At 55.4% G+C, this 26452-nt stretch carries 25 protein-coding genes and 2 pseudogenes; 16 read left to right on the forward strand and 11 right to left on the reverse strand.

Annotation, left to right across the window (positions count from 1 at the left end; genetic code table 11):
• Window positions 1-203 precede the first annotated feature (203 nt).
• A complete protein-coding gene (locus AC19YQ_RS11460) occupies window positions 204-1394 on the reverse strand; it encodes a tyrosine-type recombinase/integrase (protein ID WP_500595149.1) in 1191 nt (396 codons plus the stop codon).
• A gap of 599 nt (window positions 1395-1993) precedes the next feature.
• Between AC19YQ_RS11460 and AC19YQ_RS11465 the strand changes: the two genes are divergently transcribed.
• Entirely contained in the window at window positions 1994-3925 is a 1932-nt protein-coding gene (locus AC19YQ_RS11465) for an AAA family ATPase (RefSeq protein WP_500595150.1), read from the forward strand.
• A 266-nt stretch (window positions 3926-4191) separates the two neighbouring features.
• Here AC19YQ_RS11465 and AC19YQ_RS11470 read toward each other — a convergent pair whose 3' ends face one another.
• From AC19YQ_RS11470 to cynR, 3 genes are all read right to left on the reverse strand, one after another.
• Entirely contained in the window at window positions 4192-5955 is a 1764-nt protein-coding gene (locus AC19YQ_RS11470; RefSeq protein WP_500595151.1) for an SIR2 family protein, read from the reverse strand.
• A gap of 74 nt (window positions 5956-6029) precedes the next feature.
• Window positions 6030-6656 carry a hypothetical protein gene (locus AC19YQ_RS11475; RefSeq protein WP_150689182.1) on the reverse strand — a complete coding sequence of 209 codons (627 nt, stop codon included), beginning with the start codon at window positions 6654-6656 and terminating at the stop codon, window positions 6030-6032.
• Window positions 6657-7615: 959 nt separating this feature from the next.
• Entirely contained in the window at window positions 7616-8512 is an 897-nt protein-coding gene (gene cynR, locus AC19YQ_RS11480; RefSeq protein WP_500595152.1) for a transcriptional regulator CynR, read from the reverse strand.
• A 111-nt stretch (window positions 8513-8623) separates the two neighbouring features.
• Between cynR and AC19YQ_RS11485 the strand changes: the two genes are divergently transcribed.
• The 5 genes and pseudogenes from AC19YQ_RS11485 to AC19YQ_RS11505 all read left to right on the forward strand — a co-directional run.
• Window positions 8624-9265, forward strand: coding sequence for a carbonic anhydrase (locus AC19YQ_RS11485; RefSeq protein WP_500595153.1), 642 nt, complete (start codon window positions 8624-8626; stop codon window positions 9263-9265).
• Between the two features lie 29 nt (window positions 9266-9294).
• Entirely contained in the window at window positions 9295-9765 is a 471-nt protein-coding gene (gene cynS, locus AC19YQ_RS11490) for a cyanase (protein WP_500595154.1), read from the forward strand.
• A gap of 77 nt (window positions 9766-9842) precedes the next feature.
• Window positions 9843-10082, forward strand: a complete 240-nt coding sequence (locus AC19YQ_RS11495; RefSeq protein ID WP_500595155.1) for a DUF2790 domain-containing protein — start codon at window positions 9843-9845, stop codon at window positions 10080-10082.
• A 61-nt stretch (window positions 10083-10143) separates the two neighbouring features.
• The gene (locus AC19YQ_RS11500) at window positions 10144-11367 is read left to right on the forward strand and encodes an amidohydrolase family protein (RefSeq protein WP_500595156.1); all 1224 of its coding nucleotides are present in this window, start codon (window positions 10144-10146) and stop codon (window positions 11365-11367) included.
• Between the two features lie 99 nt (window positions 11368-11466).
• Window positions 11467-11559 (forward strand): annotated as a pseudogene (locus tag AC19YQ_RS11505) (SOS response-associated peptidase family protein); the annotation flags it as partial.
• A gap of 49 nt (window positions 11560-11608) precedes the next feature.
• On the opposite strand, the gene AC19YQ_RS11510 reads toward AC19YQ_RS11505, so the two are convergent.
• Entirely contained in the window at window positions 11609-12739 is a 1131-nt protein-coding gene (locus tag AC19YQ_RS11510) for an acyltransferase family protein (RefSeq protein WP_500595157.1), read from the reverse strand.
• Window positions 12740-13024: 285 nt separating this feature from the next.
• Between AC19YQ_RS11510 and tnpA the strand changes: the two genes are divergently transcribed.
• From tnpA to AC19YQ_RS11545, 7 genes and pseudogenes are all read left to right on the forward strand, one after another.
• Window positions 13025-13342, forward strand: coding sequence for an IS66-like element accessory protein TnpA (gene tnpA / locus AC19YQ_RS11515; RefSeq protein ID WP_500595158.1), 318 nt, complete (start codon window positions 13025-13027; stop codon window positions 13340-13342).
• The gene (gene tnpB / locus AC19YQ_RS11520) at window positions 13339-13674 is read left to right on the forward strand and encodes an IS66 family insertion sequence element accessory protein TnpB (protein ID WP_500595159.1); all 336 of its coding nucleotides are present in this window, start codon (window positions 13339-13341) and stop codon (window positions 13672-13674) included. Before tnpA ends, tnpB begins: the two co-directional genes overlap by 4 nt.
• 49 nt (window positions 13675-13723) lie before the next feature.
• Window positions 13724-15271: an IS66 family transposase gene (tnpC, locus tag AC19YQ_RS11525; RefSeq protein ID WP_500595160.1), complete on the forward strand. Its 1548-nt coding sequence runs from the start codon at window positions 13724-13726 to the stop codon at window positions 15269-15271.
• Between the two features lie 323 nt (window positions 15272-15594).
• Window positions 15595-15828 (forward strand): hypothetical protein, encoded by a 234-nt coding sequence (locus AC19YQ_RS11530; RefSeq protein WP_500595161.1) that lies wholly within the window; start codon window positions 15595-15597, stop codon window positions 15826-15828.
• Window positions 15829-15843: 15 nt separating this feature from the next.
• Window positions 15844-16194, forward strand: a pseudogene (locus AC19YQ_RS11535) (S-type pyocin domain-containing protein); the annotation flags it as partial.
• 39 nt (window positions 16195-16233) lie between these two features.
• Entirely contained in the window at window positions 16234-16491 is a 258-nt protein-coding gene (locus AC19YQ_RS11540) for a colicin E3/pyocin S6 family cytotoxin (protein ID WP_500595182.1), read from the forward strand.
• 13 nt (window positions 16492-16504) lie between these two features.
• A complete protein-coding gene (locus AC19YQ_RS11545) occupies window positions 16505-16744 on the forward strand; it encodes a pyocin S6 family toxin immunity protein (RefSeq protein ID WP_500595162.1) in 240 nt (79 codons plus the stop codon).
• Window positions 16745-16920: 176 nt separating this feature from the next.
• Here the strand turns inward: AC19YQ_RS11545 and AC19YQ_RS11550 are convergent, their stop codons facing one another.
• Window positions 16921-18123, reverse strand: a complete 1203-nt coding sequence (locus AC19YQ_RS11550; RefSeq protein WP_500595163.1) for an NAD(P)/FAD-dependent oxidoreductase — start codon at window positions 18121-18123, stop codon at window positions 16921-16923.
• A gap of 202 nt (window positions 18124-18325) precedes the next feature.
• Between AC19YQ_RS11550 and AC19YQ_RS11555 the strand changes: the two genes are divergently transcribed.
• Window positions 18326-18889, forward strand: a complete 564-nt coding sequence (locus tag AC19YQ_RS11555; RefSeq protein ID WP_500595164.1) for an RrF2 family transcriptional regulator — start codon at window positions 18326-18328, stop codon at window positions 18887-18889.
• Here the strand turns inward: AC19YQ_RS11555 and AC19YQ_RS11560 are convergent.
• Entirely contained in the window at window positions 18810-19745 is a 936-nt protein-coding gene (locus tag AC19YQ_RS11560; protein WP_500595165.1) for an EamA family transporter, read from the reverse strand. The genes AC19YQ_RS11555 and AC19YQ_RS11560 overlap by 80 nt on opposite strands.
• A 119-nt stretch (window positions 19746-19864) precedes the next feature.
• Here AC19YQ_RS11560 and AC19YQ_RS11565 point away from each other — a divergent pair, with 119 nt between their 5' ends.
• The gene (locus AC19YQ_RS11565) at window positions 19865-20647 is read left to right on the forward strand and encodes an AraC family ligand binding domain-containing protein (RefSeq protein ID WP_500595166.1); all 783 of its coding nucleotides are present in this window, start codon (window positions 19865-19867) and stop codon (window positions 20645-20647) included.
• A 79-nt stretch (window positions 20648-20726) separates the two neighbouring features.
• Here the strand turns inward: AC19YQ_RS11565 and AC19YQ_RS11570 are convergent, their stop codons facing one another.
• The 4 genes from AC19YQ_RS11570 to AC19YQ_RS11585 all read right to left on the reverse strand — a co-directional run bounded on the left by AC19YQ_RS11570 (window position 20727) and on the right by AC19YQ_RS11585 (window position 24650).
• On the reverse strand, window positions 20727-21617 hold the full coding sequence (locus tag AC19YQ_RS11570) for an ABC transporter permease subunit (protein WP_133078324.1): 891 nt from the start codon (window positions 21615-21617) through the stop codon (window positions 20727-20729).
• A complete protein-coding gene (locus AC19YQ_RS11575) occupies window positions 21614-22534 on the reverse strand; it encodes an ABC transporter permease subunit (RefSeq protein WP_133078325.1) in 921 nt (306 codons plus the stop codon). The genes AC19YQ_RS11570 and AC19YQ_RS11575 overlap by 4 nt, the downstream gene beginning before the upstream one ends.
• Complete coding sequence (locus AC19YQ_RS11580; protein WP_133078326.1) at window positions 22531-23673, reverse strand: ABC transporter ATP-binding protein; 1143 nt, start codon at window positions 23671-23673, stop codon at window positions 22531-22533. Before AC19YQ_RS11580 ends, AC19YQ_RS11575 begins: the two co-directional genes overlap by 4 nt.
• A gap of 215 nt (window positions 23674-23888) precedes the next feature.
• Complete coding sequence (locus tag AC19YQ_RS11585) at window positions 23889-24650, reverse strand: gamma-glutamyl-gamma-aminobutyrate hydrolase family protein (RefSeq protein WP_133078327.1); 762 nt, start codon at window positions 24648-24650, stop codon at window positions 23889-23891.
• A gap of 278 nt (window positions 24651-24928) precedes the next feature.
• On the opposite strand from AC19YQ_RS11585, the gene AC19YQ_RS11590 reads away from it, so the two are divergent.
• Window positions 24929-26305: a glutamine synthetase family protein gene (locus tag AC19YQ_RS11590; RefSeq protein ID WP_019827394.1), complete on the forward strand. Its 1377-nt coding sequence runs from the start codon at window positions 24929-24931 to the stop codon at window positions 26303-26305.
• The last annotated feature ends 147 nt before the right edge of the window (window positions 26306-26452 follow it).

Below are 26452 nucleotides of genomic sequence, written 5' to 3' on the forward strand. Positions count from 1 at the left end.
CGCCCAACAATCGATGCATAAATAAAGACCGACCCTCTTGAGGTAAAGGTGCGGGTCTTGCTGGCCGAACGTCTCCAATATCAGGCCTACGAAATCAAACTATTGGCAGCGGTGACAGCCTGTCAGTGAGCCCCAATGCTAATTTTCTCGCCCTACGATGTAGGCAACAAATTAGAGGCAGGAGACTAAAACCCCGACCTTTTTCATTCATCTATAGAAATGTCTTTCCCCTTCGTTTTCGGCGGATTACTGCGCTCCATAACGAAGTTGGCCCATTTATCCATAAGTGAGCGACGGCGCTCTAGCAGGTTGCCTCTGCTGTAGGATCGAGTAGTCGCGGTGCCTACAGAATGTGATAGAGCAATCTCGCAAATCTCATCTGGAAACTTAGTTTTCTCGACTGCCCACATACGGAAGGTTGAGCGGAACCCGTGCGGGGTGGCAGTTTCATCATATCGAGTCAGAACGCGGCGCATAGAGTTGTTAGCCATGATGGCTTTAAGCGATCTATTCGGGAAAATTAAGTCACTTCGACCTCTTGTATGAACGTCTTTCAATACCCCCATGGCGGCGTCACTTAATGGGATCTGGTGGGGGTGACGGCTTTTCATACGCTCGGCGGGGATACTCCACATCTTGTTTTCGAAGTCGATTTCATCCCACCTTGCGCCCATCGCTTCGCCGCTGCGGCAAGCTGTCAATATCACGAATTGTAGGCAGCGCGCCGCACGGGTGATATCTCCCTCTAACTTCTCCATAAAGGCAGGCAATCGGGAGTAGGGCATAGATTCAAGGTGTTCGACTTCGGGTGGTATGCCCGACAGAATATTTTGTAGATGTCCGCGCCAGCGTGCCGGGTTATCTTCGGAGCGGTTGCCACGCGTCTTTGCGAAGTCGAGCACCAGCTCTATGCGGTTTCGCACGCGTCGCGCCGACTCTGGCAATTCACGCCAAATAGGCTCAAGCACAGACATAACCGCATCAGCGTCTACCTCGCTGACGGGCATTAGGCCTATTTTGGGGAATACATGATCGCGTAGCGAACTGAACCACTGAGCGGAGTGCTTTGTCGACCACTCGTGTTTGTAGTGCTCAATTCGTTCTAGCGCCTCATCTTGAAAGGTGATGGTCTGTTTCGCTTTCTGATGTTTCTCTGCCAGCGGATCAATTCCGCTGTTGATCTTTTCCCGCAGTTCCAAGCAGGCGGCTCGCGCATCCGCCAACGACACGAGTGGGAATGATCCCAATCCCAGATCGTGACGATGACCGTCTTTCTGGTATCGAAAGATCCAAGATTTAGAGCCGGTTTTTGTCACTCGCAGCGCCAAACCATTTTTATCTTGGTATGTCGCCGGCAGAGTGATGTTCTGAGCAGTTTTCTGAGTGAGAGCCATGTTGTGGCTTACCTTTTATGCGCGATTTTGTAATTTGCAGCGATAGCGTTTTGATTTAAATAACTCGAAGAACGTAGCAGTATTCTTAAAAGCGAATAGATTTGTGAGCAGATATCATACTCACCACCGACCAAGCCCATATAAACAGCAATCCAAAGCTAATAGTTCGACTCCGTCTCTGGCACCACCTTTTGTTTTCAGGTGATGCCCGAAAACAACGAACAGATTGCTAAGATTAGCCACGTACAAAGGCGTGAATATTTCGGCCAAAGCCCCGGTTTTGCTGGTCGAGAATGGTTGAACCCTATGTCCCCAAGTTGCTAATTTTTGCTAAGGTCACTTTTCCCGTCGGGGAACGGGAGCCCAGAACACGGCAATCGCTTCGGTTCAGATGCTCAATGAGGATTCCAACCGCCGTCGGTGCGTTACGGGCCACGTCCGTTGCAGGAATTTGATTGGAGGTCATGGCTGCGTAATTGCCTGGACTTGGCCACCCATTTGTATTGCCACTGACCAATCGTTTGCATTCGACTTGACCAGCACACGCCGTAGTGACGACCGGCAGAGAACGGCCACGAGCGATCGCTGGATCGACATCAATGTTTGATCTTCTGCGACTGTCTGCGGTAAAAACAGGCGCTCATCAACAAGCGCGTTTAGTCGGTAAGGTCCAGGGAAGAAGCATGCAAATTCGGCTCGATAAAATAGTCATCAATGAATTCAAGCGGATAGAGTCACTCGAAATCGATTTGCGACCACTTACTGCTCTTGTAGGCGGTAACACGAGTGGTAAAAGCAGCGCGTTGCAGGCGGCGCAACTCGGCGTGTCAATCTTGCAGGCAGCGTTTCGCGGTATCCGCGCTAATGGCGCCCCTGATTTCGCTGGGACGGTCGCCAACGATGCGGTGCTGTTCCGGCCGACCGAGCGGCTGCTAGATTTAAGGCGCGGGGACAGTGCGACACAGAATCTCGGCTATTCGATCACCTACTGCGGCGTAGATCTCGACACAAATACGGATAAGGCGGTAACGATTGAGATCCGCCGCGGAAAGAACGCGAATATTGCCATCACCCGCCGGGGGGATGACGACCTGGCTGCCGTCCTTGCTAGTAGCGCCCGCCCTTTCTCAATATTTACACCTGGTTTATCTGGAATCCCGATCCGTGAAGAATGGCGGTCAAAGGGGGCAATGGACGCCGCAGTCATGCATGGCGACGCCAACCTTTATCTACGCACCGTACTTGATCATCTCTTCACTCGCGATCTGGATGAAATGGCGAGGACTGCCTGGCGCCAGGAGCGCAACATTGCCCTATTACCGGACTGCGGTTGGAAGACCTTTTCCAAGCTTCTTGAGCGCTGCTACCCAGGTGCCCGCGTCATAGTAAGTCATGATCAGCAAAGAGATCGCTACGTCAATGTCGAAATCGAAACACTTGACGCTACTGTCACGCTCGACATGGCGTCGACAGGGATGTTGCAAGTTATTCAGATCATCGCTTACGCCTGCTTCTATGCACCGCCTCTGATCCTGCTGGACGAGCCGGATGCGCACCTGCATGCCGATAGCCAGGCGCGACTCTACGATGCGCTCAAAAGCGTCGCCGCTGAGACTCAAACCCGTATTTTGTTCGCCAGCCATTCGCCCCAACTGATCCAGCGCCTTATGTACGATCCAGACGCCGGAGTTGCATGGATGAGCGACGGTGCACAGGTTCCTGTCGACGATTCTCAACGTCCCGCGATTCCCATTCTGATGACGCTCGGAGCGCTATCAGCCGGCGCCGACGCCTTCGATCCTGCTAGGCCCGTTATCTTGATGACAGAGGACAAACTGTCACGACCGGTTACGGTACTGGCGAAGGCGAACGGCGCGCCTGATAACCTCGTTGTACTCTCCTACAACGGGTGCGGAAACCTTCCGGCAGCAAGGTTACTTGCAAACATGATCACTGACATGCGTCCAGACGCCCGAATCATCTTGCACCGGGATCGAGACTTCCGGACCGAACAAGAAATGCAATTCGAGTTATCAACTGCTGCCTCGGAACGCCAGCGCAACGGCGTGACCCGTGTCACGGAAGTTTTCACGCCTTTGAACGACGTCGAGCATTCGTTTGCCCAGGCCGTACATCTGAAAGAGGTCTTCAACGACCTTGCCCCTGAACTAATCGACGCCGCGATTACGGACGTGACCGTGTTCAAGCGCGACAATCTCGTGAATGCTGCCCGCGTCGCTCGTGGACAGATTTTCTCATCTCTTTACGATGTTCCTCGCAAGCGCGGGAAGCCAGAGTGGGCCGCATCAGGAATGCCCAACAATCCTCCGCAGGACAGTGCTTTCATTCCCGCAAACGGACTGACACCAGTCTCCTTTCAGCATTCTCACGGCAAGATGCTTATGGATGGGCTTCGGCCGAAAATCCATCACCATGTTGGGGGGGCTTCGCAGGTATCGGACAATAGGATATATACCGTGACTGGCCAGCTCCTAGCGCTGGACTGGAGTGAGGCGTTTCTTATTCAGTAATTTGAAATGCTTGTGCTTCTCAAGAGGCCACTTTGGGTCGGCTGCCGTCAGTGACGGCAGGCCGAAACCGGCCAAAAGCGGACGGGTGGTGGCCACCTCGTTCGTTCCGCTGGTGCGGCACTGTGCAAGGCCAGTTGATGACTAGGAGTGGTATGCAGTCGGCAAGGCCGAGAGAAACGTCTAGAACAAAGGATCGGAGCTGATCCAGCCGATCGGTTAGCCGCAACTAAGGCGGCTAACCGAAACGCCCATCCCTGCTCATATCCCTAATCCCAAATGTTGATTTTCTTCATACCCTGCATGAAAAGCTCAAGGTATTGCTCGCTCGGAACAAGGCCTGCGTCCACGATTGAACCGATGCTCTCAGGAACCTCCATGTCTTGCTCAATTGTTCGCTTTGAATCTTGATCCCACTTCAATCCACCGAGATTAAGCTTTGTTGAGGGGCTTGCAACGCTCAGCTTCAACGCCTCTTCGCTTGTCACCCTGCTGTGATAAAACAGCGAGCTATAGAATTCGTACCGTGCAAATAACAACTGCGGATTGCTCATACCTGCAAAACTTGGCGCCCAAGATGGCACAATTAGTTCAGCGAGACGCCAGCTCAAAGGGTTGTGGCGCTTCGTTGCACCTTCTTCATTCCATGATTCTGTCGTCATCATTGACTCAAAATATGCTGGATTGAAGTATTCGCCGAGAGTAGAGATCCTACGTTCATCGATTGGAACGGTTGACTCGAACAGATTTCGCAACGCTTTCAACCTGGCTGCACGTGCCAGCGCGGTGGCATAAGCGGTAAATACCAAAAATGCAGGGTAAAGCCTCATCTTCAACCAGCCCACATTGAACATACCCTGAGGGCTTTTCACCGCCGTGGCTACAAGATCTCTGATCGTTGAAAGCACCATTGCATGAGCAGCGTCATCTCCCCATCTCCCGATTGCAGCCACCAGATGCGCAAGAGGGGATGTCACATGCTCGTACGTCTCTTTCCACTTTGCAGCGTCCTTACCCAGCTTTCCTTGATCTGAAAAAATTGGGGTGAGCGATACCATCAGCCTTCTGTGCTCTGCTGTGAGCAAATCATCCAAACGAATGTTGTATTCGGGTTTGGACATAAACCTTTTGGCCATGGCAATCATGAGGTCGAGACTAGCGGGATCACTTTGATCGTTTTCGGCAAGCGTCTGCAGCTTTAGATTCAAGGCCTCGAAAAACTCATCGGCGCCAGAAACCTTGGCTACTACTGCCTTGCGGTGATCCACGAGTTCCTGTGCACGCGGCCCCAACGACCCCCGGCTGATCCAGAATGTTGGGTAGCGACGGCTTGGAGCCCTCATAAACGCCTCGCGCAAGGCGTTGTCCCATTCGCCCGACCACCCGGCAATGACCAATCCAAACTCGTCAATAATTCTGTCCAGGATTGCGTTGAATTCTGGCGGATAGGCATCAAGCTCCACATCCGTGTTCAGGATCCTAGCGTCCTTATAATCCCCGTGGATCTTCAGGATGTAGCACTGAGTGTGGGTGAGCGGCTCAGCTCCTAGCAGTTGATCGTGCGAACTTACGACCGTTGGGGTAATACCAACATCCCGCAGAGCGTTTTCCATCAGCTGATCGAAGTTGGTAGTGATGATGACCCGGACATGTTTCGACCTGATCATCTCAGCGATCGCTCGATGGGCTGGAGTCGGAAGCTTCACACCACGCTCTCGCTCATCATCTGTCGGCTCCAAGAAGCCCTGGATGATTGCGCGCCTCTCGGACTGCGTTGAGGCAACTTCTTCCAGTAGTGCAGAGTAGCTTGGCTGTTTGCCCGTTTCTTTTACGTACCAAGCCGCCCAATCAATCTGCTCTTCGGCGCCAGAGGCTAGCGCCGCCTTTCTGATGAGCTCCAAAGTGATTTCCCACCCGGTTGGAATTCCTGCTGTTTTGGAAAGCCCCGATCCAATCAGGACGGCATATACCCCTTTGTTCTCGTGCATCGAGAAAGCCAGGCGGGTGGTTGGATCGTTCGCAATTATGCTCATCAGTACATCCGTGATGTGATGGTTAGCCGGGTGGCTCAGGACGGGTCAGGACGGGTCAGCTTAGCGCTTTGTTATCAGACTTTCTTCTTGATCAGATCCAGCACTTTCTGACCATCAGGCATCCCTGACATTGTGCGCAGCAGCACAACGTTTCTATCCAGGATCTTCTTGATTTCAGCTGCCGTGATCGGCTTATCGAGAGTCTGGAAGTCTTGCAGTTTTTGGTAATGGCACTCTTCCAGATGACCGTGGTGAGTCTTGGTTAGCGTCTCTCCAGTACCTTTGCCATAAGCGACAATCCCCTTCCCGTTTTCGTACAAAAACACCACATCACCGGCATTGATGCGATTGATGTTGCGTTTCCATGGGTCATAGAACGCGGCTGCGATCTGTTCACCGAGCATCATGTCGTGATCCTCGATGCTATGGCGCTTGTTCGTGTTCAGCACATGAAAAGCAGCTGCCGGCGCGTCTTCAATTTGCGCTATGGCTTCATCTCTATCATCGAGCTTCATCGCCTCTCTGGCGATCTCCGCACCTTTTTCCAACAGCTTAAGCATGACCTCCTGACGAGATATCTCGATGTGGTCAGCGAGGCCTTCGACAAAGGCGTAGAGCTCCTTAGGCATCCGTACCGTCGCGACGGCAAGCTCATTTTTGGCTTTCGCGGAATTTTCAATCAAAGAAACGATGTCGTTCATATCTTATCTCCGGCTTAGTGATGGCCGAAGAATTTCACGCATCAATAAGTGATGCAATATTTGAGGATAAATAAATTCTTTTCCAGAGCAATTATAAGAATCTCCGATTAATGCATGGCATGCTTCTACGCAGCAGGAGCAACGGCCTCAGCTGGAGCTTTTTGTACTGCGATGGCATCCGAGCGATGCCATCAGGCTTTTGCTGGCCCAGTCAAAGACCTCAAGCCCGCCCTCGCGTAGCCAAATCGCGGGCATCTTTATCCACGGCAGCAGCCTCATTTCCCCCCTTGCATGCCTATCACGATCACTGCTGCCAACGGCCAAAAACAGGCGATTTTTACTCGTCCGCCGAACGAAACTGTTCGTCTATCGAATCGTGGCGTACTGTATCCATGCACAGTTATGGTGACCTAACTTACCGTCTGCTTTGGGTCGATTTCTGTCTGTCGCCAACGACAACAATGCGCAGCTCTCAGCCGATCATGGTTACAAAGCGTACTGGTCGGATCGAACGCAAACGCCTGGTCAAGTGCAATTCAATCGAGCGGTCAGTGCCGATGCAATCAGGTGGTCAAGTGGAGTGCAATTTCGCATATGGCCTTACGAATACTCATGACTGGTCATTTTTCTTGCCTGACACGGCACAGCAACCAGCAGCATGTATGCCCCTGTGTATGCCTTGAATCATAGAGTCACGAAAAGCCATTGATTACTGGGATATTACAGCCCTGTTCAAACGTCCCCGGCCCACCAAATAGCTGTCCAGACCTGTCTCAGACAGTCTGCGAAACACCCAAGAAGCCCGCCTAGTGCGGGCTTTCTTGTTTCTGGCTATCCGCCACTGCCCCCTCTATACCTTCCCGCGTGCATCCCCCTGTGGATTCTTGACCTGATTTAGAACCATCAATAGATGGCAAGGGGAGTCGCCCGAACCTGCGCCACATAATCCAACAACAACGCTATTTTGTTTTGGTCGTCAGATCACCCGCCACTTCCTTGGCCAGCGCCATAAACGCCCGTGCAGCCGAGGATTGATAGACATTCTTACGCTGCATCAATACCGCGGTGCGCTCTAACCGGTGCGGCCCTAACTCGACAGACACCAACTCTGGGTGCTCCCGCGCTATGGCGGCCGGCAGCAAGGTCGACAGCGTGGTTCTGCGCACCACTTCAATCAACGCGCCAATCACATTTGCCTCCATCACCACGCGCGGGCGGATGCCGTGTTGGTTGCAATAACGGTCGATCTGCTCACGGGTAGCGAACGCTTTGCTGAGCAGAATCAGCGATTGCGCATTCAGCGTCTCCAGATCGATAGCCCGCTCCCCGGCCAGCGGATGTCGGCTACCAACAACCAAGGCAAGCGTTTCAACCAGCAGCGGATAAGCCTCGATGTCTGGCGCATGCACCTCATCAAACGCAATCCCCACATCCAGTTCGTCCGTCAGCAGCAGGCTCTCCATGTGCTCCTGGGCGAGTTCATGCACGCTCAGCGCAATGTTCGGGTAGCGACAGTGAAAGGCTTCCACCAACGGCCCAACCAGGTAGGTAGTGAAGGTTGGCGTCACCGCTATACGCAGCGCTCCTCGACTCAAATCGGCCACATCATGGATCGCACGCATGCCTTCGCGCAGCTCCTGCGCCGCCCGCAATGCATAACGCAGGTAAACCTCCCCGGCATCGGTCAGGCGTGTTTTGCGCCCGGAACGATCAAACAACTGCGCCCCGAGGCTTTCCTCCAGCTGTCGCACTTGCTGCGACAACGCCGGCTGCGAAACATGCAGTGCCGCCGCCGCACGGGTAAAGCCCTGATATTCCGCGACCGCAAGAAAATACTGAATATGACGGGCTAGCATGGTTACACCCATAAGATTATCTAATGCTGATAATCATATATGAGACTTTTACCTTATTGCACGAGCTCCGTAACCTTTGCCTCAACGCATCGCGAACCAACGGAGTCAACCATGCAAGACATCATCGACGGTTTCCTTAAATTTCAGCGCAATGCCTTTCCTGAGCGCGCCGGTCTGTTCAAAGACCTGGCCAACCAGCAGAACCCACGGGCGTTATTCATCTCTTGCTCCGACAGCCGGCTGGTGCCGGAACTGGTCACACAGCGTGAGCCGGGCGACCTGTTCGTCATCCGCAACGCTGGCAACATCGTGCCCTCCTACGGCCCTGAGCCGGGCGGCGTGTCCGCCTCGGTCGAGTACGCCGTCGCAGCCTTGAAAGTCAGCGACATCGTGATCTGCGGGCATTCCGACTGCGGCGCCATGACCGCCATCGCCACCTGCAAATGCCTGGATAACATGCCCGCCGTGGCCGGCTGGTTGCGCTACGCCGATTCCGGTCGGGTGGTCAACGAGGCCCGCCAGCATGTCGATCAGCATGCCAAGGTCGCCTCGATGGTGCGCGAAAACGTCATCGCGCAGTTAGCCAATATCCAAACCCATCCCTCGGTACGCCTCGCACTCGAAGAAAAGCGCGTGACGTTGCATGGCTGGGTCTACGACATCGAAAGCGGTTGCATCCAGGCCTTCGATAGCCGCACCGGCAAGTTCGTGCCGTTGGCCGAAAGCCCTGCCGTTTGCGCGGCTTCGCACTAACCCTAATTTCTACCCACGGAGATATCACCATGATCCAGTCACAAATCAGCCAAAATACTCGCCTTGCCCTGACAGACGTCATCCTTTTGGCCAAGGCCCGCAAAGACCTGTCGTTCGCTCAGATAGCCGAAGGCACCGGCCTGCACGAAGCTTTCGTCACCGCCGCCCTGCTCGGCCAACATCCACTGCCAGCAAACGCGGCCCAAGTGGTCGCCGACACCCTGGGCCTCGACGCAGATGCCGCGCTCCTGCTGCAAAGCATCCCGCTGCGCGGCAGCATCGGCAACGGCATCCCCACCGACCCTACTATCTACCGCTTCTACGAAATGATTCAGGTCTACGGAACCACGCTCAAGGCTCTGGTTCACGAGAAGTTTGGCGACGGCATCATCAGCGCCATCAACTTCAAACTGGACGTCAAGAAGGTCGATGACCCGGACGGCGGCTCCCGCGCGGTGATCACCCTGGATGGCAAGTACCTGCCGACCAAACCGTTCTGATCACTCGACCCATGGGCCCGGCGCCGCATAGCTGCCGGGCTCCATTTTCCTGGAAATCTGGAAGAGGGCCTCTGAACATGAAAGCGTTACTTGTTCTGATATTCGGCTTTTTTTGTGCTGCGGCGATGGCCGACGAGCCGCTACCGGTTGAGCAATACAGCTATACCCAGCACCTGGACATCGCCCACGTCATTTCCATCAGCGAAGTCGCCAACGTCTGCGCTGTGGTCCCCGTACGTATGACCTATGAAGACTCTAAGGGCCAGAAACACATTCTTGAATACCGAGTGATGGGTAACGGCTGCTCCAACGGTTGAGCGGCCCAAAGTTTGTTTTTTATCGATGCGCCTGAGGGCAGCAATATAGAGGGCCAACGTCATGGATTTAATCTTTCGCAATGTACGCATTGACGATGCAAAACCGCTGATGGACGTAGCGGTACACGACGGCAAAATTATCGAGATTGCGCCTACCATTTCAGCGCAAGCCGTGCAGGAAATTCAGGGCCACGGCAACGTGCTGATCCCGGGTTTTGTCGAAGGTCACCTGCACCTGGAAAAAGCCAACATCATGCACCGCAAGGCCAATCGCTCCGGCACATTGAAGGAGGCGATAGCGGTTACCGCCGAACTCAAACCCACGTTGACTCGCGACGACATTCTCGAGCGCTCGACTCAAGCACTCCGTGCATTGGTGCAGTCCGGCACTACCCACGTACGAGCCCACGCCGAATTCGACCCGGTGCAAGGCTTCACCGGCTTTGATGTGGTGCTGGAACTGCGCGATAAGCTGCGCGACGTCATCGACATCCAGGTGGTGGCTTTCCCACAGGAAGGGATCCTGAAACTACCGGGCATGCAGGCAATGATGGTTGAAGCCATGGAGAAAGGCGCAGATGTCGTGGGTGGTATTCCCTACAACGATGACTCGGCCCATAAACACATCGACTACGTATTCAACCTGGCCAAGCGTTATGGCAAGGACATCGACTTCCATCAGGACTTCGCCGACAACGCCGAGCACATGACCATTGAATACCTCGCGCACAAGACTATCGAGGAAGGTTATCAAGGGCGCGTGTGTGTCGGTCATCTGACCAGCCTGAGCGCCGTGCCGCCGCCCAGACAGCGGGAGATCATTGCCTTGATTCGCGAGGCCGACATCAGCGTCATGTGCCTGCCCGCCACCGACTTGCACCTCGGTGCGCGCGGCGACGGCCATAACGTACGCCGCACCCTGACGCCGGTGCGGGCACTGCGTGACGGCGGCGTGAATGTGTGCCTTGCCACCAACAATATCCGTAACGCATTTACCCCGTTTGGCACAGGCGATTTGCTCAATATCGCGCAATTGGCGATTCCGGCCTGCCACCTGGGCGGGGCGGATGACCAGGCCACGGTGTTGTCGATGCTCACTACTAATCCGGCGAAAGCGCTGGGGCTGAAGGATTATGGATTGGCGCCGGGTGCGTCTGCTGATTTGGTGTTGCTGGATACGCAGTCGGTTGGTGATGTGATTCTCGACCTGCCCACGCGGTTGATGGTGCTTAAGCGCGGGAAGATCGTGGCGACATCGGTCTGTCAGCGCTCGGTGGCTTTCTGATCCTGCGCGCTTGCCCTGGATAGAAAACCAGATTCAGGAACTGCTGCCGCATCGCTGGCAACCGGCTTAGTTGCGCAAGATGGAATGCCCGGACGGTTACAGCCGACCGAGGCATTTGAGTGGTTCAAGGTAGACCGGGCCATCGGTAACGTGCGCAACCAACGGCCCGACCTGATAAAGAGGATTGATTGAAGTAAAAGTACCTGGGGCTGCACTCAGTTAAGCGATCATAGCTCGCGCTTCATACCAATTTACTTCGCCATAGATTAATAAATCCAAGAAGCTTACTTGATATTTCCTTGTGGTGACTTTCCGTAACATATGCAATCGCATACGCGATCGCGTTCGAAAGAACCAATGAAATACAGAGCCCAGAGAGCCCTGAGAAGCCAATTTTCTGCAACCAGAACAATACCGTGTAATGCGTCAGAAACAGGGTGAAGCTGTAGCCCGCCAACGCGCTAAAAGCATATGAAAGCCGTGGCCGAAGCATCTCCCTGTCGGAGTTATATCCAACAGCCAGGAGCAGCAACCCAATAGAAAGAAGCACGCCCGCGAAAACATTATAAGCATTAAGCGTTTTTAGATACGCTGCCACCGAAGCCAACAACACGACCGAAGCTAAATACTTAGCACCGACCACCCGCGAAATTCGTTCGAATAGAAACGCCGAAAAAGCGCCAACAAACCAAATGATTTCTAGATGCCCGGCTTCACCTTGAGCGTTAACGTAAAATGTGTAGTACCCACCAAAGCCGATACATACGCTCGATAAAATCCAATTTTTCCGGAAAAAAACGATTCCGCCAAACAAAATATATATCCACCACTCAAACATTAAGCTCCACACGGGCCGCATCGTCCCGAATGGCATCGATGGCACTAATGACAGACTATTTAAAAAAGCATTCGCATTTAAATTCTCCCGAAGACCTGCATCAGGAAAGGCCAGGAAGCCAAAATAATCGACGACCAATACAAACACCAAGCAAGGTACAAGCGTCGTGTAGATTCTTGCAAACCTATCGACGTAATACCTTAAATAGTCGCCACCCTTGTACTCTATGTTCGCAAGCACACTCCTACAAATAAGGAAACCTGACACAAAGAAAAAACCAACGACAGCAATTGATTGAATATAGGGTGCCTTTAACGGGAAAAACCCATCCCAGTACCCAAAAAAGAACCCGAACCCATGTCCAATTACGACTATCTGGGCAAGGAAGAACCGGATAAAGTCAAAATAGGTAACACACTTTGAACTTAATGGCTTCACCAGCACACCCCTAAAATCTATTAAGCCCACTCTTGCGCGGCATAGCCATTTTTGCCCACGCAACTGATCACTTCTACTGGTGAAAAGAATCGCCATCACCCTCAAATCTCACGCCACGAATGTAAGCTTGGCAAGCCCGCAAAGCAATAATTGCCTGATCACCCTCCCCGGCTATGGCGATAATTCGTCCAGCAGCCGATGGGTCAAGTTTGCCTCTCGCGACTCCATGCTGCCGGAGTCGGCAGGGGTTGACAGCCCACCGCTATCGCCTTGGACTGCGGCGGCGAGTAAGACGTAAGGGAGCGGTGAACACACCTTCCGAGCTCCCAAATTAAGGGCGATGTTGTCCGCCTATTTTTAAGCGGACCCGATAGCCCTTAAATGCGCCAACGAAGCTCATACCCCAAGTCGTTCAAAGCCCAGGTTGTCCAGGAATGCCTGCAACCCGGCGCCTCCATTTCCAGCGTTGCCATTAGTCACGGCATCAATGCCAACGTGATCCGTAAGTGGCTGCCGCTTTATCGAGATCAACCGCCCGCAACGCTGCCGGCGTTCGGACCGATAAAGGTCGCTCCAAAGCGAGCGACTGAACCGTCAGTGATCATTGAGCTGCCTTTTGGCGAGCAAACCATCACGGTGAAATGGCCATCCTCAGATCCCGAGGGTTGCGCCCGTTTTGTTCGTGGGCTTGCTCCATGATCCGCATCGATGCGATCTGGCTGGCCACCGAACCGATGGATATGCGCGCCGGCACTGAGACCGCGATGGCTCGCGTCATTGCAGTCTTTGGTGCGGCGCAGCCGCACTGCGCTTATCTATTTGCAAACCGTCGCGCCACTCGCATTAAAGTCCTTGTACATGACGGGTTTAGCGTTTGGCTGGCGGCTCGCCGACTGACTCAAGGAAAATTTCACTGGCCCAGCAGTCGACATGGCACCCAAATGGAGTTCAGCCCCGAACAGCTTCAGGCGCTGGTAATCAGGCTTCCCTGGCAGCGACTTGGATCTACCGGATCAGTCCGTATGCTTTAGAGGACATGGCTGACAGACATCGAGATGAGGGTCAGTCAAAGTCAGCACCATGACTCCTACCACTTCCCTCGATCAACTCAATACGGAGCAACTGCGCAGCTTGGCTGCGCAGTTGCTCCAGCATGTTGAGCATTTGGATCAGCAGGTTGCCGTGCTGGGCAAAGAAGTCCTGCACCATAAAACCCGAAACCAGCAGCTTATCCACGAAATAGCTCAGCTCAAGCGCCATCGCTTCGCCAAGCGCGCTGAGTCATTTAGCCCCGACCAAGCCAGTTTGCTCGATGACCTGATCGACACCGATATCGCGGCGATTGAGGCCGAGCTTGAAATTCTGGCGCCGAAATCAGCGTCATCTCCAGCGCGCCTGAAGCCCAAACGCAGCGCATTACCTGCCGAGTTTCCACGCACACTGATCCATCACGAACCCGAAAACACCCAATGCACTTGCGGCTGCGCCCTCAAGCGTATCGGCGAAGACGTCAGTGAAAAGCTCGACTACACGCCGGGGGTGTTCAGCATTGAACGACATGTGCGGGACAAGTGGGTCTGCAACGACTGCGAAACCCTGGTTCAGGCACCCATTCCCGCGCAGTTTTTTGATAAAGGCACCCCTACAGCGGGCCTGCTGGCCCAAGTGATGATCGCGAAGTACGCCAATCATTTGCCGCTGTATCGCCAAGAGAAAATCTTTGGCCGGGCTGGCTTGGCTATCCCGCGCTCAACATTGGCCCAGTGGGTCGGTACTTGCGGTGTGCAACTGCAGCCGCTGGTCGATGCGCTGCGTGAGGTGGTGCTGGAGCACGATGTGGTGCACGCCGATGAAACGCCGGTGCAGATGCTTGCGCCAGGCTCGAAGAAAACTCATCGCGCCTATGTCTGGGCCTATGCGACGACCTCGGCTGCCGATATTCAGGCAGTGGTGTATGACTTCAGCCCTGGTCGTTCGGGCGAGTATGCCCGCAACTTTCTGGGCGACTGGAAAGGCAAGTTGGTCTGCGACGACTACGGCGGCTACAAAGCCAGCTTTGCTCTGGGCATGACTGAAATCGGTTGCATGGCCCATGCCCGGCGCAAGTTTTACGAATTACACGCCACCAAGAAAAGCATCCTCGCGGAGCAGGCGTTGCAATACATCGCTGCGATATACGAGGGTGAGCGCGAAATTCGAGACCTGGAGCCTGATAAGCGACGACGAATACGTCAGGAAAAAGCAGCTCCGCAGATGGAAACCTTGCATGCCTGGATGATCGCCCAGCGCGAGCTTGTGTTTGAGGGGTTGGCCATCACCAAAGCCTTAGCTTACAGCCTCAAGCGCTGGATAGCATTGAGCCGTTATCTGAACGATGGAACGTTGCCCATAGACAACAACCATATTGAGCAGCAAATTCGTCCTTGGGCTCTTGGAAGAAAAAAATGGCTCTTCGCAGGGTCGTTACGCAGTGGCAAACGTGCTGCTGCGCTGATGAGCTTGATCCAGTCGGCCAAGCTCACCGGGCATGATCCGTATGCCTGTCTGAAGGACGTTTTCGCCCGGCTGCCGACGCAGCGGGCAAGTGAAATCGGAGAGCTGTTGCCACATCGTTGGCAACCGACTTGATTACGCAAGATGGGATGGCCGGGCGGATACACTTAATCGAATCAGTTACAGGAAGTAGCATGGCGGTTGAAAACCTTTTCCCGAGTTATAAGGGATGTAATGGGATAGACGGCAACAGACGACATGCCGAGGCGACAGAGGCAGCACAGGCCGCGTGGGACAGGACTGTGGCCGCGAACGCCAGGAACGATCGGGAAGGTGACAAACGTAGAAAGGCGATCAAGAAACCGGAGGAAGTCAGGCCAGTTGGCTGCGTTTTCGCCAAATCGTGTACGTTGCCCGATGGGATTATCAACCACAGTAACTCGTGCGGTGTTATCCCGTTGGAGTTGCTCAGTCAGTACGGTGCTTACGCGGTACTAGGTACCTCCAGTGCAGCGTCAGCCTCGGGTACGGCACTCCAATGGATTGGCGGCTCTGGCAGTGCGATGGAACTGGCCAAACGCATGGGCGGCAGTTTGTGGACGATGGCTCCCCCCAATGTGAAGATCATAGTTGGCATGGTGTTACCCAACACGACTTCACCCGACAGCGCCTTCTACACGTCCGAGCAATAAGCTGAACTCACCGAAGCCAATACGCGGGTGCGGGTAAACGTTAAACACCTGCCAGACGGTGCCGTAACCCTGTACGGGTTCTATACCGGCACCAAGAGTGAATGGCAGAAAGTGCCGGTGATTGCGGCCGAGGCCAGCGGCGATCAGATGGTCGCGGATTTTGGAAATGGGATCAAAATCATCTGGACCCCGGCAGCCGATCCCAACGCCGTGCTGGGGATTCCAGCGCTCGAAGGCGTCACGCTGAAACCTGCCGCGTGGGTGTTTCCACCCGGTGAGAAAGCCAACCAAATTCTGATTAACCCAGCGTATCCGCCGGACTATCAGGACGCGATTATCTGGTTTCCGAGTCAGCCCCAGGTTGCGCCGATTTACCTGTCAATCAACGTCAGGGGTGGCGGGGATATTAAGTACCACAAGCCCCCAAAAGAGCTTGCCGCTTTTCCAGACGCTAAACCTGCAAAAGATAAAAGCTCAATCCAAGGAGGAGGCGGTAAGCGGCGACGCTGGAAAGATAGCAAAGGGCGCATCTACGAATGGGACAGCCAGCACGGGAAAGTTGAAATTTATAGCCCGCAAGGCACTACGCACCTTGGCGAGTTTGATCCTGAAACAGGTGAACAATCCAAACCCACCATACCGGGAAGGACAACCCCGAAATAAGAGAGACTCCATCATGTTTTTATGGATTAGCGGTTTTTTACCAGGCGATAACGAAGACGATTCGCTGAAGTACGAGTTAGATGTATCTCATGAGTTTGAGCAACGCGTGTTGGATGTTCTTGGATGGTCTGACCTAGGTAGTAGCCCTGATGGTGATTGGCTACTTAATGCTGAGCAGGTACAGCAGATTTCGAACATTGTTGGTGAGTCTTTACCAGCGGACTTAGATTTATTTATCGGTGTAACTGCTTAATTATGAGTGGATGGTCGTTCGGGCATGTTCCAGGTTACGGAAGCACCCTCAACCTCGCCATGGCGGGGTTGAGTCAGTAGGAGAGGCGCGGCTCTATGACGGTGCTGTATGAATCGCCCCCCCCCCCCGCCGCCACAGACAGTTTCCAGCCTCATAACGAGGGACTTTCAAAGACCTCAGGCAATCGGAATCAATGGATCAGCCGCCGCCCACGCCGCGTCACGGTTTGCGGCTGGCGGGTAGATCCACACGGTGTTGATCTGGGTCTTCAGCGATTTGCCTTCCTCGCGGGTCAGCTTGACCTGGCGATCCCAGCCTTCGGTGTAGACCGCGCCCCAGCCTCCCAGGTCCAGGCACGTGACGTACTTGGGCTGGCTGTACGCAATCGGTGCCACGCCCAGGATCTGGGCTGCAACGTTGTTGCCTGCGTGACGCCCCAAAACAATGGCGTGCTGACATGTCATCAGTGCATGGTTGCCCAGGTCATCGGTTGCGGCGTAGGCAACATCACCGGTGGCAAAGATGTCTTTCTGGCCAATGACTTTAAGGTGGGCATCCACATGCAGACGCCCAAGGGAATCACGTTCTCCCGGGATCTGCGCTGTCAGCGAGCAAGCCCGCACACCTGTGGTCCAGACCACGGTCTTCGCGTCGATTCGCTGGCCATCTCCAAGGGTCACGCCCTGTTCATCAACGACCACCACCGACGATTTCAAGCGCCATGTCACTCCCAGTTCATCGCTGGCCTCGGCAATCGACTGGCTGATTTCAGCCCCCATTGACGCCCCGACTTTTTCACCACGGTCCACGATGATCACTTCAACGTCGGCGTGATCACCCAGTATGGCCCGCAGACGAGCTGGCATTTCGGTCGCTGTTTCAATGCCGGTAAAACCGCCACCCGCCACGACCACTGTGTTGCGGCCACGGCTTTCTGGAAGGTCTGCCAGTGACTTGAGGTGATTTTCCAGGCGCACGGCTTGCTCGATCTGGTCCACATCGAAAGCGTGTTGCGCCACGCCTTGGGTCTCGGGGATCGCAAGCCGGCTGCCAGTGGCCAGAACAAGTTTGTCGTAGCTGAGTACGTGTTTCGTACCGGCGGCATCGATGTAACCGACCGTTTTTTGCTGGGCGTCGATGGTCTCTGCCGCCCCCTTGATGAACGTTACACCTACTGCATCGAACAATTCGCCAATCGGTGCGAACAGCTGGTGCGCGTCCGGCTCGTAAAAACGCGGGCGTATGCGCAGCTCGGCCTGAGGGGCCAATACGGTCACTTCAACTTCGTCGTGGCCATGAATGTCGAACAACCGCGTTGCACTCAAAGCGGTCCACATGCCACCGAAGCCTGCGCCAATAATCAGAATATGCTGTTTCATTTTTTATCCCCTGATGAGAAGCCCGAGCAAAGCAACCCCGAATGACGATCACCACCGAACCTCAATAACGGCGACTATATTAGTCGTAGTTATGTAGAGCAATCTTTATTTTTTGCCCATGACCCTGCCGCAACGCCCAAGGAGCGTTGCTCGCCTGACTGATCGCTGCTAAAATATGCGACTAATTCAGTCGGAGATATTGATGTCTCTTTACAGCGCGGGCGTTGAGTACGGCATTCACTGCCTGCTTTTTTTGGTAGGCGATGGCGGCGAAAGCCGTGAGGCAAGCGTGCGTGATCTTGCAGAGTTGCAAGGCGTACCTCAGGACTACCTGGCAAAGATTTTCACCAAGCTGGCCAAGTCCAGACTGGTCGTGGCCACCGAAGGCGTGCGCGGCGGATTCAAGCTGGCCAGGCCTGCTGACGAAATCAGCATTCTCGATATCGTCAACGCTATCGACGGCCAGAAGCTTATTTTCGATTGCCGGGAAATTCGTGGCCGCTGCGCACTCTTCGAAGGCTCGCCGCCTGCCTGGGCGCTGGACGGCCACTGTTCGGTTCACGCGGCGATGATGACGGCACAAAAGCGCATGGAAGAGGCCCTGGCCCAACAAACCATTCTTGATCTTGCCCGAAAGGTCGGCCGAAAATCCCCCGCCGAGTTCCCGGCACAGGTCGGCAAATGGATCAACGATCGTCGTGAGAAGAAAAGCGCCGCGCAGCCTTATGACGACCAGGCCATCCCGGTAACTGACATCTCGGACTAAGCCCAGGCCCTTTTACAAACCCCACCGCAAGCGCCGACAAAATCAGCACAATCGATACCCCCTCACTGACATCCACCGAGTGTCCAAGCATCAGCACCGACCCTGCGACCCCGAATACCGGAATCAGCAAGGACAGCGGCGCCACCTTGGACACCGGGTATTCGCGCAGCAATAAATTCCAGCCCCAGTAGCAGAAATGCGTCGCTGCGTAGACCTGAAACAAAAGCGAGAACACCGCTACCCACTCAACGTGTTCGACCAATGCGGTAAACGGCGCAGATCCGTGGGCCAGCCAGGTGAGCAGCAACAAGGGAATCGGCGGGAACACGCTGGCCCAGACCACAAAGGCGAACATCTCCCGGACCCTGGACTGCTTGATGATGACGTTGCCCACACTCCAGCTGAATGCACTGATCAGCAACAAGCCATAACCCACGGTCGTGCCGTGGCCGGGACTGGCGAGAATAATGCTGACCAGACCCAGCACCGCAAGCCCTACCCCCAGCATCTGACCCAGGCTCAGATGCTCGCGAAACAGCAACACCCCCCAGCCCAGGGTGAAAAAAGCACTGAACTGAACCAACAGGGCTGCAGTTCCGGGCGGGACTCCCAATTCGATGCCCAGGTTAATCAGCGCCCACATCGCAACACCAAAAATCAGTCCATAAGCCGCCAGCCACTGCAGGGCTATCGGGGGACGCTTGATAAAAAACACCCACGGCAACGCCGCGAGGGTAAATCTGAGCGCAGTCAGCAACAACGGATCAATGGCAGCCAGACCCAATTTGGTAATGGGAAAATTAAACCCCCAGACGGCCGTCACCATGACGGCCAGGGCCACGTGTTTCTTTTGCATAGCGTTCTGCTTCCAGTAGGCAGGGCTGGCGAGCGTGCGCACCAACCGAGGCGTCACTATGAACACTTGCTACCAAGGCCCGCTTGCACTATCAGGTCATAGATCATTAAATTCGGGCCATGCGCGAAACTGACATCGATACCTACGAGAACATCCCCCGTGACGCAGTGGTCACGGCCAATAACTATGCAGACGGCCAGCACTTTGCGCTGCACACCCATCGTCGCGGGCAATTTGCCTATGCCGCCAGCGGTGTCATCACCGTATTTACCGACCAGGGCAATTGGGTCGTACCCCCGCAAAGGGCTATCTGGGTTCCAGCGGGGGTGCCTCACGAAATGAGCATGGCCGGGCCGGTGACCATGCTGAACACTTATATCCGCAGCCCCGCCTGCAGCCGGCTTGGCCTGCCCGCACAGTGCCAGGTCTTCGGTATCTCGCCCCTGCTCCACCAGTTGCTGATCCAGGCCGTGGATATCCCGGCGCTGTATGACGAGACCCGTCGGGAGGGTCTTGTGATGGGGTTGCTGCTTCACGAAATAGCCGGCATGCCGCCCCTGTCACTCAATGCACCGTTGCCGGGTGAGCCAAGGCTGGCACAGGCCTGTCGTACGTTGCTGGAACAACCGTCACTGGATATCGGGATTGATGAGATGGCCCGCCAGGTCGGCATGAGCCGCCGCACCTTCACCCGGCTATTTCGCCAGCAAACCGGAATCAGCTTTGTCGAATGGCGCCAGCAAGCATGCCTGTTGGCAGCCGTGGTGCGCCTGGGTAACGGCGAAGCCATTACGCGAGTGGCGACTGACCTGGGCTATAGCAGCCCGAGCGCCTTTACCAGTGTGTTTCGCAGAGTACTGGGCGCGGCACCCAGCCGGTATTTTCCGAAAGGACTGCCTTGAACCGGTCACGGCCAAAGCTAATACCCATAAAAAAAACCTCGGCCCTTTCACAAGGGCCGAGGTTGTTTATGACGTGAGCTCAAGCCGCGCTTGTCGACTGCCCGCCACGCACGTCAGGCTGCTTCCAGGACTCTGCCGCCGACTCATCGATGGCTTGCTGGATAGCCTTTTTACGATGCTCTTCAGCACGACGGCCGAAGAACCACACCATGAAGGTCATCAGCGACACCGCCAGCAGGATCAGGCTGGCCACGGCGTTGATCTCGGGTTTGACCCCCAGGCGCACCGCCGAGAACACTTCCATCGGCAAGGTCGTGGAACCCGGCCCCGACACGAAGCTGGCCAGTACCAGATCGTCCAGCGACAGGGCAAAAGACATCATGCCCCCGGCAGCCAGTGACGGCGCGATCATCGGGATGGTGATCAGAAAGAACACCTTCCACGGCTTGGCACCCAGGTCCATCGCCGCCTCTTCGATCGACATGTCCAGCTCGCGCAGACGTGACGACACCACCACCGCCACATAGGCCGAACAGAATGTGGTGTGGGCGATCCAGATAGTGACCAGGCCACGCTCTTGCGGCCAGCCGATCATCTGCGCCATGGCCACGAACAGCAGCAACAGCGACAGACCCGTGATCACCTCAGGCATCACCAGCGGCGCCGTTACCAGGCCGCCAAACAGCGTACGGCCCTTGAAGTGCGAGATTCGGGTCAGTACGAACGCCGCCAGGGTGCCCAGCGCGACGGCTGCAATCGCCGTGTAACAGGCAATCTCCAGCGAGCGCATCACCGAGCCCATCAGTTGCGTGTTGTCCAGCAACCCCGCGTACCACTTCAGCGACCAGCCGCCCCATACCGTGACCAGCTTGGAGGCGTTGAACGAGTAGATCACCAGGATCAGCATCGGCAGGTAGATGAACACCAACCCCGCGACCAACATAAAACTAGAAAAACGGATGCGATTCATATCTTGCCCTCCAGCTCTTTAGCCTGGCTGCGGTTGAACAGAATGATGGGCACGATCAGGATCGCCAGCATGACGACAGCCAGCGCGGACGCTACGGGCCAGTCACGGTTGTTGAAGAATTCCTGCCACAACACTTTACCGATCATCAGGGTTTCCGGCCCCCCGAGCAGTTCCGGAATCACGAACTCGCCCACCACCGGGATAAACACCAGCATGCAGCCGGCGATGATGCCGTTTTTCGACAACGGGACCGTGATTTTCCAGAAGCTGTTGAACGTGCTCGAACCCAGGTCAGACGCGGCTTCCAGCAGGCTGGTGTCGTGTTTCACAAGGTTGGCGTACAGCGGCAGGATCATGAACGGCAGATACGAATACACAATGCCGATGTACACCGCGATGTTGGTGTTGAGGATCTGCAAAGGTTCGCTGATCCAGCCCATCGACATCAGGAAACCATTGAGCAGGCCGTTGTTGCTGAGGATGCCCATCCAGGCATACACCCGGATCAGAATCGCGGTCCAGGTCGGCATCATGATCAGCAGCACCAGCACGGTCTGCATCTCTTTGCGCGCATTGGCGATGGCATAGGCCATCGGATAACCAATCAGCAGGCACAACAAGGTGCTGAAAAAGGCCATCTTCAGCGAGCCCAGGTAGGCGGCGATGTACAACTCGTCGTCACCCAGCATGGAATAGTTGCTCAGGTTCAGCAGCAGCTGAATTTTCTGGTCAACGTAACCGTAGATCTCGGTGTAGGGCGGAATGGCGACGTCGGCTTCGGCAAAGCTGATCTTCAGAACGATGAAGAACGGCAGCATGAAGAACAAAAACAGCCACAGGAATGGAATCCCGATGACCAACTGACGGCCACCGGGGGTTATTCGTTGCAGTCGGCGCTTGAGTTTTCGCATGTTCATGAGCGCAGTACCACGCCGCTGTCGTCTTCCCACCACACGTAGACCGCGTCGTCCCAGGTAGGGCGCGCGCCACGGCGTTCGGCGTTGGCCATGAACGACTGGACGATCTTGCCCCCGGGCAGTTCCACATAAAACACCGAGTGACCACCCAGGTAAGCGATGTCATGCACCTTGCCGTGGGACCAGTTGTAGGCCGACTCGGGCTTGAGGGTGCTGACCAGCATTTTTTCCGGGCGGATGGCGTAGGTAATCGATTTGTCCTGCAGGGACGTCGTCACGCCGTGGCCCACGTAGATCTTTTGATCCAGTTCCGGGCTGTGGATGATCGCGTAGCCCTCCTCGTCATCAATGACCGAACCGTCAAAGGAGTTCACGTTGCCGATGAACTCGCACACCATCCGGCTGACAGGCGCTTCATAGATGTCGACCGGGCTACCGATTTGAGCAATCCAGCCCAGGTGCATGATGGCGATACGCTCAGCCATGGTCATGGCTTCTTCCTGGTCATGGGTCACCATCACACAGGTCACGCCAACCCGCTCGATGATCTCCACCAGTTCCAATTGCATCTGCGAGCGCAGTTTTTTGTCCAGCGCGCCCATCGGCTCATCGAGCAGCAGCAGTTTCGGGCGCTTGGCCAGCGAACGGGCCAGGGCCACGCGCTGACGCTGACCACCGGACAATTGGTGCGGCTTGCGTTTGGCGTACTGGGTCATGTGCACCAGTCGCAGCATTTCCTCAACGCGGGCCTCAATGTCACTGGCGGACAAACGGTCCTGCTTCAAGCCAAAGGCGATGTTCTGCGCCACCGTCATGTGCGGGAACAGCGCGTATGACTGAAACATCATATTGATCGGCCGCTCGTAGGGCGGCATGTCAGTGATGTCTACACCGTCGAGGAAAATACGGCCCTCTGTTGGGCGCTCGAAGCCTGCCAGCATGCGCAGGAGGGTCGACTTTCCGGAGCCGGAGCCTCCGAGCAGGGCGAAGATTTCGCCTTGATGGATCTCCAGGGACACATCGTCAACAGCGATGGTTTCGTCGAACTTCTTGGTGACACGGTCGACTTTTACCAACACTTTCTTCGGTGCCTGGTGACCTTCAAGAGCCTTCCTATAGGTACTGGAGGCGTTTGCCATATGAAACTCCCAACAGGTTTCAGTCGCCAGGCCAACGCGGCCCGACTTAGTAGTGGATAACCCGCAGCGAACGGGCTCATTCGGCGCCGCATTTGCGGTTGCCTGGTTGTACTTGTTGTTATCGCGGTGTGTTGCCGTGAGGGACTGACACGCAAAGAAACGCCCACCTGCTTACGCAGACAGCCCAATCCATAAGCGAAGATGAAAACCGTCAGTCAGCGTGAATCACGAAGAGATGCTCGTTGCCGGCATGCATCGCCAAACGCCTGGAAAATACTCAAGTAGACAGGGTTGTTCTGAACCTGCCATTCCGGATGCCATTGCACACCCACGGCAAAAGCCTGGCTGAACTCGACAGAAACCGCCTCGATCAGACCGTCCGGTGCAACGGCTTCGGCACGCAGGCCGGGGGCCAGGCGATCAATGCCCTGGCTGTGAATCGAATTGACCTGGAACGTGCGAGGCAAGCCCAGCGCGTCGAAGACACCACCCGGCTGCACCTCGACGTCATGAGCCGGTGCGTACTGCACGGCCAGGTCCGGGTGATCCGCTTCGCGATGATCGAGAAAGCCGGGGAGCTCGTGGACCTTCTGGTGCAGGCTGCCACCGAATGCCACGTTCATTTCCTGGAAACCTCGGCAAATGCCGAGCACCGGAACGCCCGCAGCAATGGCCGCACGCAACAGAGGAAGGGTCGTGGCGTCACGCGCCGGATCGTGATCCGTGCCCGGCGTGCTGGGGGCACCTTGATAGTGGAATGGCTCCACATTCGAAGGCGAACCCGTGAACAACACACCATCCAGATGGGCGAGCAGCTCATCTGTTTCGGTCAGTTGCCCCAGGGAAGGAATGATCACCGGCAACCCCAGAGACGCGACGCTGACAGCACGCAAGTACTTGTCGCCGCTGACGTGGTAAGGGTGCAGGCCAATCTGTTTGACGCATGCAGTAACGCCGATCAATGGCTTGAGTGCCATTTTTATCACCTCGAAGTTTCACACTTGAACGAGCTTTTCCGGAGCTTAGTCTTGTTGATTTTAATTAACAACTCCAATGTAAAAAATCTAAAACACTTCAAGGCAAATCATCAGCCTTCTCAGGCTCGAAATGGCTTATCAGAGACCAAAAAGCCCTCATTCGACCTAAAAAATAACGATTTAAGACAGGGTGTTCGCTATTGACTTCACTAAACCTTTCGGATTGACTGAGCTCGTGAAAGGGCAGTGAACATAATAATTAACATAATAGGTGCATCATGTCGGTTCCCCTGCGCGCAGTTCAGCTCAATGAAGCGAACGCATTCCTTAAGAAATATCCTGAGGTTTTGTACGTCGACCTTCTCATTGCGGATATGAACGGCGTGGTGCGCGGCAAGCGCATCGAGCGCACCAGTCTTCACAAGGTTTACGAGAAAGGCATCAACCTGCCCGCCTCCTTATTTGCACTCGATATCAACGGCTCTACGGTGGAAAGCACCGGCCTGGGTCTGGATATCGGTGACTCGGACCGGATCTGCTACCCCATCCCCAACACCCTGTGCATCGAGCCGTGGCAGAAACGTCCGACGGCACAACTGTTAATGACCATGCACGAACTGGAAGGCCAGCCGTTCTTCGCTGACCCACGGGAAGTGCTGCGTCAGGTCGTCTCCAAATTCGATGACATGGGCCTGACGATTTGTGCAGCCTTTGAACTCGAGTTCTACCTGATCGACCAGGACAACGTGAACGGCCGCCCGCAATCGCCACGGTCGCCGGTGTCAGGCAAGCGTCCAATGTCGACCCAGGTGTATTTGATCGACGACCTGGACGAGTACGTTGACTGCCTGCAAGACATTCTTGAAGGCGCTAAAGAGCAAGGCATTCCGGCTGACGCCATCGTCAAGGAAAGTGCCCCGGCCCAGTTCGAAGTCAACCTGCATCACGTGTCCGACCCCATCAAGGCCTGCGACTACGCGGTACTGCTCAAGCGTCTGGTGAAAAACATCGCCTACGACCATGAGATGGACACCACCTTCATGGCCAAGCCGTATCCGGGCCAGGCGGGCAATGGGCTGCACGTGCACATTTCGATTCTCGACAAAGAAGGCAACAACATCTTTGCCAGCGAGGATCCCGAGCAGAACGCCCCATTGCGTCACGCGATCGGCGGTGTGCTGGAGACCCTGCCCGCGCAGATGGCCTTCCTTTGCCCGAACGTCAACTCATACCGCCGCTTCGGTGCACAGTTCTATGTACCGAACTCGCCAAGCTGGGGCATCGATAACCGCACCGTGGCAGTGCGTGTGCCAACCGGTTCTGCCGATTCCGTGCGCATCGAACACCGCGTCGCCGGCGCCGATGCCAACCCGTATCTGTTGATGGCCTCTGTACTGGCCGGTATTCACCACGGCCTGACCAACGAAATCGAGCCAGGCCCACCGGTAGAAGGCAACAGCTACGAGCAAAACGAACAGAGCCTGCCGAACAACCTGCGTGACGCTTTGCGCGAACTGGACGACAGCGAAGTCATGGCCAAGTACATCGACCCGCTGTACATCGACGTATTCGTCGCCTGCAAGGAAAGCGAACTCGCCGAGTTCGAGAACTCCATCTCGGACCTTGAGTACAACTGGTACTTGCACACCGTGTGATGGACCAATCCGCTGTGGGACTCGGGCCTGCCCGCGATGTCGTCGGCACATCCAGCATGGATGTCGCCTGACACACCGCTTTCGCGGGCAAGCCCCCTCCCCGGCGCCTGTGTTTTCTCCACTCGTCAATGGGTTGCCTGCACGTCC

The organism is Pseudomonas sp. MF06569 (assembly GCF_059862735.1).

Excerpts from the sequence above, each read along its gene's own strand:
- AC19YQ_RS11460 (WP_500595149.1), bottom strand. The coding sequence starts at position 1,394 with ATGGCTCTCACTCAGAAAACTGCTCAGAACATCACTCTGCCGGCGACA.
- AC19YQ_RS11465 (WP_500595150.1), top strand. The coding sequence starts at position 1,994 with ATGTTTGATCTTCTGCGACTGTCTGCGGTAAAAACAGGCGCTCATCAA.
- AC19YQ_RS11470 (WP_500595151.1), bottom strand. The coding sequence starts at position 5,955 with ATGAGCATAATTGCGAACGATCCAACCACCCGCCTGGCTTTCTCGATG.
- AC19YQ_RS11475 (WP_150689182.1), bottom strand. The coding sequence starts at position 6,656 with ATGAACGACATCGTTTCTTTGATTGAAAATTCCGCGAAAGCCAAAAAT.
- cynR (WP_500595152.1), bottom strand. The coding sequence starts at position 8,512 with ATGCTAGCCCGTCATATTCAGTATTTTCTTGCGGTCGCGGAATATCAG.
- AC19YQ_RS11485 (WP_500595153.1), top strand. The coding sequence starts at position 8,624 with ATGCAAGACATCATCGACGGTTTCCTTAAATTTCAGCGCAATGCCTTT.
- cynS (WP_500595154.1), top strand. The coding sequence starts at position 9,295 with ATGATCCAGTCACAAATCAGCCAAAATACTCGCCTTGCCCTGACAGAC.
- AC19YQ_RS11495 (WP_500595155.1), top strand. The coding sequence starts at position 9,843 with ATGAAAGCGTTACTTGTTCTGATATTCGGCTTTTTTTGTGCTGCGGCG.
- AC19YQ_RS11500 (WP_500595156.1), top strand. The coding sequence starts at position 10,144 with ATGGATTTAATCTTTCGCAATGTACGCATTGACGATGCAAAACCGCTG.
- AC19YQ_RS11510 (WP_500595157.1), bottom strand. The coding sequence starts at position 12,739 with ATGGCGATTCTTTTCACCAGTAGAAGTGATCAGTTGCGTGGGCAAAAA.
- tnpA (WP_500595158.1), top strand. The coding sequence starts at position 13,025 with ATGCGCCAACGAAGCTCATACCCCAAGTCGTTCAAAGCCCAGGTTGTC.
- tnpB (WP_500595159.1), top strand. The coding sequence starts at position 13,339 with ATGATCCGCATCGATGCGATCTGGCTGGCCACCGAACCGATGGATATG.
- tnpC (WP_500595160.1), top strand. The coding sequence starts at position 13,724 with ATGACTCCTACCACTTCCCTCGATCAACTCAATACGGAGCAACTGCGC.
- AC19YQ_RS11545 (WP_500595162.1), top strand. The coding sequence starts at position 16,505 with ATGTTTTTATGGATTAGCGGTTTTTTACCAGGCGATAACGAAGACGAT.
- AC19YQ_RS11550 (WP_500595163.1), bottom strand. The coding sequence starts at position 18,123 with ATGAAACAGCATATTCTGATTATTGGCGCAGGCTTCGGTGGCATGTGG.
- AC19YQ_RS11555 (WP_500595164.1), top strand. The coding sequence starts at position 18,326 with ATGTCTCTTTACAGCGCGGGCGTTGAGTACGGCATTCACTGCCTGCTT.
- AC19YQ_RS11560 (WP_500595165.1), bottom strand. The coding sequence starts at position 19,745 with ATGCAAAAGAAACACGTGGCCCTGGCCGTCATGGTGACGGCCGTCTGG.
- AC19YQ_RS11565 (WP_500595166.1), top strand. The coding sequence starts at position 19,865 with ATGCGCGAAACTGACATCGATACCTACGAGAACATCCCCCGTGACGCA.
- AC19YQ_RS11570 (WP_133078324.1), bottom strand. The coding sequence starts at position 21,617 with ATGAATCGCATCCGTTTTTCTAGTTTTATGTTGGTCGCGGGGTTGGTG.
- AC19YQ_RS11575 (WP_133078325.1), bottom strand. The coding sequence starts at position 22,534 with ATGAACATGCGAAAACTCAAGCGCCGACTGCAACGAATAACCCCCGGT.
- AC19YQ_RS11580 (WP_133078326.1), bottom strand. The coding sequence starts at position 23,673 with ATGGCAAACGCCTCCAGTACCTATAGGAAGGCTCTTGAAGGTCACCAG.
- AC19YQ_RS11585 (WP_133078327.1), bottom strand. The coding sequence starts at position 24,650 with ATGGCACTCAAGCCATTGATCGGCGTTACTGCATGCGTCAAACAGATT.
- AC19YQ_RS11590 (WP_019827394.1), top strand. The coding sequence starts at position 24,929 with ATGTCGGTTCCCCTGCGCGCAGTTCAGCTCAATGAAGCGAACGCATTC.